Annotated in this window: 7 protein-coding genes and 3 pseudogenes; 1 reads left to right on the top strand and 9 read right to left on the bottom strand. The window is 70.8% G+C overall.

The window, feature by feature from the left end; all coding sequences use genetic code 11:
* From ACGFWI_RS38630 to ACGFWI_RS38605, 6 genes and pseudogenes are all read right to left on the bottom strand, one after another.
* Positions 1–296: pseudogene (locus tag ACGFWI_RS38630) on the bottom strand (hypothetical protein); the annotation flags it as partial.
* 447 nt (positions 297–743) lie between these two features.
* Entirely contained in the window at positions 744–1,922 is a 1,179-nt protein-coding gene (locus ACGFWI_RS38625) for an MFS transporter (protein WP_393910744.1), read from the bottom strand.
* 1 nt (position 1,923) lies between these two features.
* Positions 1,924–3,000 (bottom strand): FAD-dependent oxidoreductase, encoded by a 1,077-nt coding sequence (locus ACGFWI_RS38620; protein WP_393910743.1) that lies wholly within the window; start codon positions 2,998–3,000, stop codon positions 1,924–1,926.
* Between the two features lie 19 nt (positions 3,001–3,019).
* Positions 3,020–4,666: a methionine--tRNA ligase gene (locus ACGFWI_RS38615; protein WP_393910742.1), complete on the bottom strand. Its 1,647-nt coding sequence runs from the start codon at positions 4,664–4,666 to the stop codon at positions 3,020–3,022.
* A 29-nt stretch (positions 4,667–4,695) separates the two neighbouring features.
* Positions 4,696–5,046: a cupin domain-containing protein gene (locus ACGFWI_RS38610; protein ID WP_393910741.1), complete on the bottom strand. Its 351-nt coding sequence runs from the start codon at positions 5,044–5,046 to the stop codon at positions 4,696–4,698.
* 142 nt (positions 5,047–5,188) lie between these two features.
* Positions 5,189–6,541, bottom strand: coding sequence for a lysine N(6)-hydroxylase/L-ornithine N(5)-oxygenase family protein (locus ACGFWI_RS38605; protein ID WP_393910745.1), 1,353 nt, complete (start codon positions 6,539–6,541; stop codon positions 5,189–5,191).
* 218 nt (positions 6,542–6,759) lie between these two features.
* Between ACGFWI_RS38605 and ACGFWI_RS38600 the strand changes: the two genes are divergently transcribed.
* Positions 6,760–7,440, top strand: a complete 681-nt coding sequence (locus ACGFWI_RS38600) for a pyridoxamine 5'-phosphate oxidase family protein (protein WP_393910740.1) — start codon at positions 6,760–6,762, stop codon at positions 7,438–7,440.
* A gap of 247 nt (positions 7,441–7,687) precedes the next feature.
* Here the strand turns inward: ACGFWI_RS38600 and ACGFWI_RS38595 are convergent.
* The 3 genes and pseudogenes from ACGFWI_RS38595 to ACGFWI_RS38585 form a co-directional block, all read right to left on the bottom strand.
* Positions 7,688–8,197, bottom strand: a pseudogene (locus tag ACGFWI_RS38595) (agmatine deiminase family protein); the annotation flags it as partial.
* A gap of 93 nt (positions 8,198–8,290) precedes the next feature.
* Positions 8,291–9,131, bottom strand: a pseudogene (locus ACGFWI_RS38590) (transposase family protein).
* 62 nt (positions 9,132–9,193) lie between these two features.
* Positions 9,194–9,649, bottom strand: coding sequence for a hypothetical protein (locus ACGFWI_RS38585; RefSeq protein WP_393910739.1), 456 nt, complete (start codon positions 9,647–9,649; stop codon positions 9,194–9,196).

Raw genomic sequence — 9,649 nt, 5'->3', positions numbered from 1 at the left:
GCCAAGCACCTCATGCCTTGTTCCCGTCGGCGTTGGTGTGGCGAGGGAGCGGGCAGTCGAAGACGATCTCTGCCAGTGCTCGCGCTGGGTGTGTGCATCGCGTCGCTGGTGACCACGGTGTCTGCCAGGTCCGCGATGCTCTCCAGCAGGGGCTGGAAGCAGGTGATCTCGTTCGTCTTCACCTCCACATCCAGCCGGGTCAGGACCAGGCCGGTGGTGTGGTCCAGGGCGGCGAGTCTACGTGGCCAACCGCGCAAGCCGTTTGGCGGCAGGGACTTCAAGGCCCTCTGCAGCATCGCCCTGTCCAGCAAGCGTGCCGACGCCGGGATCGGTCATAAGGGCGTCGGCTTCACGAGCGTGCTGCACCTGTGCAACGCCCCCGAGGTCTACAGCGTGGCCCGGGAGGGGTCCCGCATCCTCGACGGGTTCACCTTCCGTTTCGGCGGCTCGACGACTTCCGCAGGTCTCCGAGCTGGATGCCGTGGGCTGGGCGGGGGTTCCCGAAGACCGGGTCTCTGGCTGGCTCGACGGGCTCCCGGAGGCGTCGATGGCGATGCCTAATCTGAAGGGCATCACCGAGACGGGATCTGCCTCGACCAAAACCCCCAACGGCTCGAGCGGTTGCTGTGGGAGCTCCACAGGCGTTCCACCGCCCAAGGATCTTCGGCACCGCTTCACGCGCGGCGCTCCCCGAGGGGGCGCTGCGCGTCGGCCAGGCCGCGGGTTCGGACGGGTTCCGGGTTTCAGGGCAGGGTGCCTGCGCTCCCGCTGGGCGGCTTCGTGCCTCCGTAGGACAGGAGGATCAGGACGAACGCGGTCACGCCGAGCGCCGTTGCCGGCCAGGCCAGGGCGGCGGGCGGGGCCACGGTCAGCACGGAGCCGCCGATCAGGCTCCCCAGGCCAATGCCCAGATACAGGGTGGAACTGTTGAGGGCCACGGCGAGCGAGCCGAGGGTGTCCGAGCCGGTCAGGGCCAGCAGCCGGTGTTGTTGCGGGGTGACGTACATCCAGCCGGTGGCGCCCCAGCAGCCCATGGCCGCAGCCGCTGCGGGCAGCGAAGCCGACCACAGCGGCAGGGCCGCGAACAGTACGGTCATCCCGGACACCGAGATGAGCATGGTCATCCGGCTGTCGCGGCGGTCGGTCAGGTGTCCGGCGAGCGCGTTCCCGGCCACCGCGCCGACGCCGAAGACGAGCAGCAGTAGTGCCAGGCTCGACGGATCGCCGCCGGTCGCGCCTTCCAGTACCGGACCGACGTAGCTGTACACGAGCTGTTCGGACGTCGCCGTCAGCAGCGAGATCGCCAGGACGCGGACGACGGCTCGGTGGCGGAGCAAGGCCAGGGGGACGTGCGGCGTCGAGGAACGGGGCGCGGCCTTCTCCCGGGGGAAGGTGACCCGGATGCCGACGAGTGCGCAGACCGCCAGGACGGCGACGGCGACGGGAGCGGTGCGCCACCCGAACGCGCCGCCCGCCGCCGTGCCCAGCGGCACCCCGCAGACGGTGGCGAGCGTGATACCTCCCACGATCACCGACAGGGCCTTGGCCCGTTGTTCCGCGGGCACCAGGCGTCCCGCGTGCACGGCGGCCTGCGGGGTCAGGGTCGAGGCGCCGAGCGCGGCGGCGATCCGACCCGCCAGGGCCAGCGGGTAGGTGGGCGCGCAGGCGGTGATCACATCGCCGAAGGCGAACACGGCGAGCGCGCCGGTCAGCACGGTACGCCCGGGCAGCCGGGCCGCCGCGCTCGCGCCCAGCGGGGCCAGCAGCGCGTACGCGAGCGCGAAGACGGTGACGAGTTGTCCGGCAGCGCTCACCGACACCCCCAGGTCCTCGGCCACCTGCGGCAGGATGCCTGCCATGACGTAGGCGTCGGTGCCGACGGTGAAGGTGCCCAGGGCCAGCAGCCACAGCATGGCGGGCATGTCAGCGGACCTCGGCGGCCATGCGCCGCGGCCCGAACCGTACGGGCAACTCGGTGCGCTCCTCCATGACGTCGCAGACGAACTCGCCCCAGGCGGGCCCGTGTTTGAAGCCGTGCCCGGAGTCGCCGCCGACCAGCCACACCGCGGGCGTCGTCGCACCGGGACGGGTGAGAAGGAAGTGGGCGTCGGACGTCGTGGTGTAGTGGCAGCGTTCGCGGCGGGTCAGGGGTGCACGGTCGAGTCCGGGCAGCCGGTGGCGCAGGTGGGCGTGGACGCGGGCGGGGAGCGGGCCCTCGTCGGGATGGTCCGGTGCGTCCCAGGGCGTCTCGACGTCCGGCACCACCTTGATGCCCTTGGCGGACACGGCCGGGATCCCGTAGCAACCGTCGTCCTGGTCGATCCACGCCGTGCGGGGGCCGGTCGCCGCCGGCGCGGCGACGTACCAGCAGTCCTGGCGAACCGTGCGCAGCCCGCACTCCGCCGCGACGGCCGGGAACAGCGTGGTCAGCGCTGCGCCCGCCGCCCACACGGTCAGCCGGGTCCGCCGGGTGCGGCCATCGACCACAGCCCGGCCCTCGCCGTCGGGGACGGCGGTGCCGCTGGTCAGGTGGGCGCCATGGGCTCGGACCGACAGGGCCAGTGCCCCGACGGCGGCGGCCGCTCGCAGAACGGCGCCCTGCGGCTCGTACAGCAGCGGTCCCGACACGTCCGCGAAGTGGAGTCCGAACCGGGACGCGGCCTCGGCGGGCCGGACGGTCTCGGCAGGGACACCGAGCCCGTCCAGCACCTGGAACGCGCTGTCCGCGCCGAGCGAGAGGACGCCGACGGGCAGCAGGAACCGCTCCCCCGTCTCGCGCTCCAGGCCGCGCCACCGGCGGCGGGCACGGTGGGCGAGATCCGCGTACCAGAGGTCGTCCCCGTACGCGCAGCGCAGAATTCGCGTGTCACCTGCGGACGGGCCGTACGCGCCAGGGGCGGTGGCGGCCACGATCTCGACCCTCCAGCCGCGGCGGGCCAGTTCACGGGCCACGGAGAGGCCGAACACCCCGGCCCCCACGACCGTCGCGGTGCGGGTCATGCCTGCCGTCCGAGCGTGGTCACTTCGCCATCACCCGCTGCTCGATGTCGTCTGGGAGCGGAGTGAAGAAGCGGCGCGCGGTGTCGACCTTGGTTCCGGGCGCGGGCGCACGGACCCCGTCCCACACGGGCGTGCCCTGCTCACCCAGCGCGGTCCACAGCGCGGCGGCGAAATCGGGCAGTACGGGGTATGCCAGCTGGGCCAGGGTGCGGGCCGCGGCGGCCTCCGCGACCAGCGGTGCGAGGTTGCCGGTGGCGCGGATCCGTGTGGTTCCCGCGGCGAAGTCGTCCGCGAGAAGCACCAGTTCGCCCAGAAGGCGGGTGGCACGGCGGGGCGAAAAGTCGGCGGCCGAGTAGGCGCGCAGTGCGGCGCCTGCGATGTCTTCCAGGTGGGCGAGGAAGCGGGTCTGGAAGCCGTCCGGGGCGGCGGCCTCGGGCACCAGGGAGTTGCTCTCGGTCTCCAGACGGGTGAACAGACCGGTGAGCCAGCCCTGCCAGGTGCCGGCCAGTTCACCGCACGCGACCTCGAGCAGCCGGTCCCAGCCGAAGGACGTGCGCGCGTACTCGGGCCGGTCCTTGGCGAGGACGAAGCGGGCGATGTCGGCGGGGACCGCCGCGAGCAGGTCGTTGGCCCAGATGGCGTGCCGGCGGCTGGTGGAGAACTTCGAGTCGCCCAGTTGGTAGAACTCGTTGGTGACCTGGGCGGTGGGCAGCCTGAAGTCCTCGTCGTACGCCATGAGCAGGGCGGGCTGGAGCAGGGCGTGGAAGTAGCCGTTGTCGAAACCGAAGAACTGGGTGATCTCGGTGTCCGGCGCGTTCCACACCTCGGGCCAGGTATGGGGGTCGCGGCCCTGCGCGGCGAGCGCCTCGGCTAGTTCGGCGAAGTAGCCCGGCATCATCTCGGCCCACACGTAGATGCGCTGGTCCTCGAAGCCGGGGGCCGGCATCGGGATGCCCCAGCCGCTGGGGTGCGTGACGGGCACATCCGGGAGCCCTCGCTCGATCAGGTCCGCGCAGAGCGCCTCCAACTGGGGGCTGAGCACCGCCCGCGCGTGGAAGGCGCGCAGCCGGTCCGCGTACCTGCTCAGCGGGAACACCAGACGGCGCACGTCCTGCTGCACGGGGGTGCCGCCGCAGGCGTTGCAGCGGGCGTCGACGACGTCGATGACGGCATTCGGACGGGCGCAGTTCTCGCAGGAGTTGCCGTCGCTCGCGGCGTCGCAGTGCGGGCAGCGGCCGGTGAGGTGCGCCTCGAAGAGATAGCGGTCGCAGGAGCCGCAGTACAGGCCCTTCTCGGTTCGGGGCTCCAGCGCGCCGCGCTGGTGCAAGCGGGCGAAGAACTCCGTGACGATGGTGCGATGCAGCTCCGACCGCCAGGGCCGCACATACGCGTCCGGCTCGAAGTGCGCCCCGGCGAAGATGCGGGCGATCTCGTCGGCGTAGCCGTCTGCCATCTCGACCGGGTCCAGGCCGTCCTTGGCCGCCTTGGTGGGGACGTACGACTGGTGCAGGTCCGAACCGGTCATGTACAGGCCCTCACCGCCCTGCAACCGGTGTGCCCTGATCCGAATGTCGGCGCCCGAGTATGGGCCGGAAAGGTGTCCGAGGTGCAGGTCGCCGTTGGGAGTCGGCGGGGCGGCGGTGACCAGGGCGAAGGGTTGAGCCATGACGGAACTCCTCGGGGCGGGGCGGTGGTTCACAGGTCGATGGGGCCGTGCTCGGCCGGCCAGTACACGGAGAGGAAGACCAGCGGCTCCTCGTCCGAGGTGTTCCGCACGAGGTGCCGGCTGCCTCCCGACTGGAGGGTGGTGACCTCCGGGCCCACCTCGCAGGTCTCGCCGTCGACGTCCAGAATGCCGTGGCCGCTGAGGAACACGAACATCTCGTGGTCGGGGTGGGAGTGCGGTTCCGTGGCGCCGCCGGGTTCGACGACCGCGCGGCCCACTCCCCAGGGCGCGAGGTGCTCGCCGCCGTGCGGATAGATCTGCTGGTAGCGGATGCCGTACGCGTTGACGAGCTGGTCGTCGCCGGTCTTTCGGATCAGCAAGAGGAGTCTCCGGGAAGGTAGCGGACGCTGGTTCGGGTCACAGGCAGTCGCCACCACGAGGGTGGGTACTGACCGTCGGCGAGCGCCTTTCGTCATCGGCGCAGCGATGTCCGGTTGAGGTTCGGCGGTTGCCCCGGGGGGTTCAGGGGCTGCCGAAGGTGGTGAAGGCGGACCTGCTTGGCAGTGGATGGATGGTCCGGCCCGCCACGGCGTTGAGGATGGCCGCCGACCGCCAGGCCGCCAGGCCGAGGTCGGGCGCGCCCACGCCGTGCGTGTGGCGCTCCGCGTTCTGCACGAACACTCCGCCGGTGAGGGAGTCGTCGCAGACCAGGCGGTGGTCGGCGTCTACGAGCGGGCGACCCGAGCCGTCCTTGCGCAGCAGCGGCTCGATGCCCTTGAGCAGGCCGTCGGCGGGGCGTTCGCGATACCCCGTGGCGAGCACCACGGCGTCCGTGCGCAGCAGGTCGGTGGAGCCCTGCTGGGTGTGTTCCAGGGTGAGCTCGAACCGGCCGTCGTCCAGGAGCTGTCCGGACCGAACCGCGGTCGCGGGCCGCAGCACGGCATCGGGCCAGCTTCCGGACAGCGTACGCCGGTACAGCTCGTCGTGGATCTCGGCGAGCGTCTCGGCGCTGACCGCCTTGTACAACTGCCACTGCTGAGGCAGCAGCTGGTCACGGGTGGCCTCCGGCAGGTTCCGGAAGAACCGGATGTAGTCCGGGGTGAACTGTTCGAGCCCGAGCTTGGAGTACTCCATCGGCGCGAAGGCGGGCGACCGCGACACCCAGTGCAGGCCCTCAGTCCCCTGCGGCCGGGCCCGCAGCAGGTCCAGGAAGACCTCGGCACCGGACTGCCCGGAGCCGACGACCGTGACATGCCGCTGGGCGAGCAGGTCCGCGCGCTGGTCGAGGTAGCGGGCGGCGTGCAGGACGCGTGCGCGTCGCGCTCCGTCGGTCAGGTGCTCCAGCTCCGGCGGGACGTACGGTTCGGTGCCTATGCCGAGGACCAGATGGCGGGTGTAGGCGCGGGCGACCGCGGGACCCGTTGTCCCGGTGCCCGCCGCGCAGTAATCGACGGCGTACAGCTCCCGCTCCGCGTCCCAGGAGACGGACTCGAGGCGGCAGCCGAAGTGACAGTTCGTCAGGGAGGCGCTGCACCAGCGCAGATAGGCGTCGTACTCGGCCCGGTCGATATGGAAACGCTCGGCGAAGTAGAACGGGAACAGCCGCTCCATCGAGCGCAGATAGCTCAGGAACGACCAGCGGCTGTCGGGCGCGACCAGGGTCACCAGGTCGGCCAGGAAAGGCACTTGGAGCGTGGCTCCTTCGATCATGAGGCCGGGGTGCCAGGAGAAGGCCGACCGCTGTTCGAGGAAGGCCGTACGCAGATCCGGCATGTCGTCGGCGAGCGCGGCGAGCGACAGGTTGAACGGCCCGATCCCGACGCCCAGCAGATCCAGCGACTCATGCGGCGAGGCGATCAACGGGGGTGAGGTCATGGGTGGTTGGTCCTCCAGGAAGGTCCGCGACTCGGTGGCCCGGTCGGCCATGCTGCATGATCATGTTCGCGCTGCGCAAGGGATCTCGTCGTTAAGAGTTTCTTGAGCAACGGTTTACGAAGATTCATGGCGGTTCTTCGATGGAATCAGTACTGTTCCCCGTCGTCACCTCACCGTAGGACCACCCGCCCCGTTCACACCTCAGAAGGGAAGCATCCATGAACTCCGGTACTCCCGAACGGCAGTTGCCGGTCACCGAGCGCACCCGCCACCGCCGCTTGCGGGAACAGGGGAGCCTGGACCGCGACCAGCTCGACGCGATCCTCGACGCCGGCTTCATCTGCCACCTCGGCGTCAGCTTCGAGGAGACCCTGATGGTGGTACCGACCGTCTACGGATCAGACGGCAGCACCCTGTACTTCCACGGTTCGGTCGCCAGCCGCAGCCTGATCGCGTCACCCGCCGCCACGGTCTGCGTCGCCGTCACCCATGTCGACGGACTCGTACTGGCCCGCTCGGTCTTCGAGCACGGGGTCAACTACCGCAGCGCCATGATCTTCGGTACTCCCCGCCTTGTCACGGACCCCGACGAGAAGCTGGCCGGCCTGCGCTGCCTGACCGAGCACGCAACCCCCGGCCAGTGGGACTACGCCCGGCGCCCCAGCCGCAAGGAACTCGCCGCCACGGCTCTGCTGGCCCTCGCCCTGGACGAGGCGTCCGTCAAGATCCGCAGCGGAGCTCCGGACGACGGCGACAGCGAGGACGCCGAACTGGGCCTGTGGGCGGGCGTTCTCCCGTTGCGCGCCACGTGGGGTGAGCTGGAGCCGGACCCGCTCCTGCCCGAGCGCATCGAGGCCCCCGCCCATCTGACGAAGCGGGTCGGCACCACGGCGAACTGACGGCTCTGGTCGGCCCCGGCGCGGTCGACAGCAGGGGGCGGCCCGTTCACCGGCGCGTCGGGTCCCGCGCCCTTCGTGCCCATGGGCAGGCGTCCCTCGGACACCGAAGGCCCGTCGGACCACGGGAGTGGTGATCGGGCCGGCCTTGGGCGAACGCCCAAGGCCGGCCCGATCCCCCGCCCCGACCTGCGGCACCGGGCCGGTGGGCCGGACCCGCCGCTCACTGCCGGTCGAGCTCAGCGGGGAGCTACTGGGTGATGCAGTGGATCCCGCCGTCGCCCAGGGCGAGCACTCTGGCCTCAACACCGACGACACGCCGGTCGGGGAAGGCACGGGCAGCGGCGGCCAGCGCCTCCTCGTCGGCGCTGGTACAGGCCAGCGGCATGACCACTCCGCCGTTGGTGACGTAGAGGTTCATGTAGTTCACCACGGCGCGCCGGCCGAACACGCGGACCTCCTGCCGAGGCGGCAGTTCCAAGATCTCCAGGCTCCGCCCGTGCACGCCCGTCGACCCCTCCAGAATGGTGCGGTTGGCCTTGAGTCGGAGATGGTCGGGACGACCCGGGTCGCCGCAGGCCTCGACGACCACCCGCCCCGGTCCGGCGAACTGGCAGACATGGTCGACGTGCCCCTGGGTGTCCCCCGCCAAATGCCCGTACGGGAGCCAGATCACCTTGGTCACGCCCAGCAGGGTGTCGAACTCGGCCTCGATGTCCTTCCGGCTCAGGCGCGGGTTGCGGTTGGCATTGAGCGGCGTGCATCGTGAAGTTACAGGTCATGGGGCTGGTGTGCGCGGGCTTCGGGATACTCGGGCTGGTCACGAGCGCATGACTCCCGTCTAGATCGTCGGTCAGCGGGCGACTTCGCGGTTCGTGAGGACCAGTAGGGCCCTGACCAGGGCGGTCGCCCATTTCGGGTCGGTGCGTACCTTGCCGAGCACCCGCCAGTTCTTCAGGTGCGCGAAGCCGCGCTCGACCGGTGCCCGGACGGCGGCCAGCGCCTTGTTGGACAGTTTCTGGCCGCGGGTGAGCGGCCGGTTGCGGGCGGCCTTGTAGCCGGTGATCACCGCCGGGTCGGCGTCCGGGCCGCTGTCGTCGAGGCCGACGAAGCCCAGGTCGGCGATCGCGCCCAGCCCGGCCTCGCGAAGGCGGTCGGTGAGGTGGTCGTGGCGGCAGGCCGTGATCTCCTAGGTCCTACCGGGTCGGGCCGCCGAGACCCACAGCAGGCGGCTCCTGTCGTCGGTGAGCGCGATCACGAGCAGGCCATGGCACTTGCTCTTGCCGGAGTAGTTCGTCCGGTTCTCGCTTCCGGTGCGCCGCCGGGTGCGTATCAGCGAGCCGTCCAGCAGTACGACTCCGCCACCGGATCGGGCGATCTTCTTCAGCGCGCGGTCCAGGCGCGGAGCGCGGGCGGCCAGCAGGCCGACGACCTCGCGCACCCAGCGGGTGACGGTGGTGCGGTGCACCCCATTTCCGCCGGTCAGATCGCCGGGCCGCTGGTCACAGCGCAGCACCGCCAGCACGATCCCCGCGATCTTCCCCGGAGTCAGCGCACGCCCAGCGCGAGCCGATCTTCTTGCAGTGGCCACGTATCAGAGTGGCGAGGTAGTTCAGGGTGGCACTCGACAGAGGCAGGCGGGCGGTGTAGACAAGGCCGTCAGGGCCCTCGGTGAGACCGTTGTTTTTCGTCACACAAACTCAACTGCCGCCGGGGGCCCGCCAGTTACGCCCAGGCCGTCACCATCACGGCGTGGCTACCGACGTGCGGTGAACCGTCCGTCGGGCCGCTTGTGCAGCCAGCCACGATCGGCGAGCTTGGTCATCTTCGCCCGCAGCGGCTCCAGCTTCCCGCGCAACCCCACATCAAGCCCCAACTCCTCGCCCACCGCCCTGACCTGCACCGGACCGTCACCACCCCGAACGATCTGCAGAATCCGCCGGTAGTCCTCGGGCAGTGCGGTCTCGTCCTGGGCCTCGCCGCGGTGCGGGATCAGCAGCACCGCACGCCCCGCCACCTGCGCTTTCACCGGAGCCACCGCGACGGCGGCCTCTACCTCGGCCCGGTCCTGTTCAGCCAGCCGGAGCAGAACCCGCTCGGCGATAACCAACTCACCCCGTTCCGACTCGACTTCCCCAAGTCGTTTGTTCAGCTCCTCGGCGAGCACGTCCAGCTCGCTCCGGCGAGCCGTGATCCGCTCCAGCTCGGACAA

The organism is Streptomyces sp. NPDC048434 (assembly GCF_043200375.1).
Taxonomy (GTDB): Bacteria; Actinomycetota; Actinomycetes; order Streptomycetales; family Streptomycetaceae; genus Streptomyces.
This window is presented reverse-complemented; position numbering and strand designations above follow the sequence as displayed.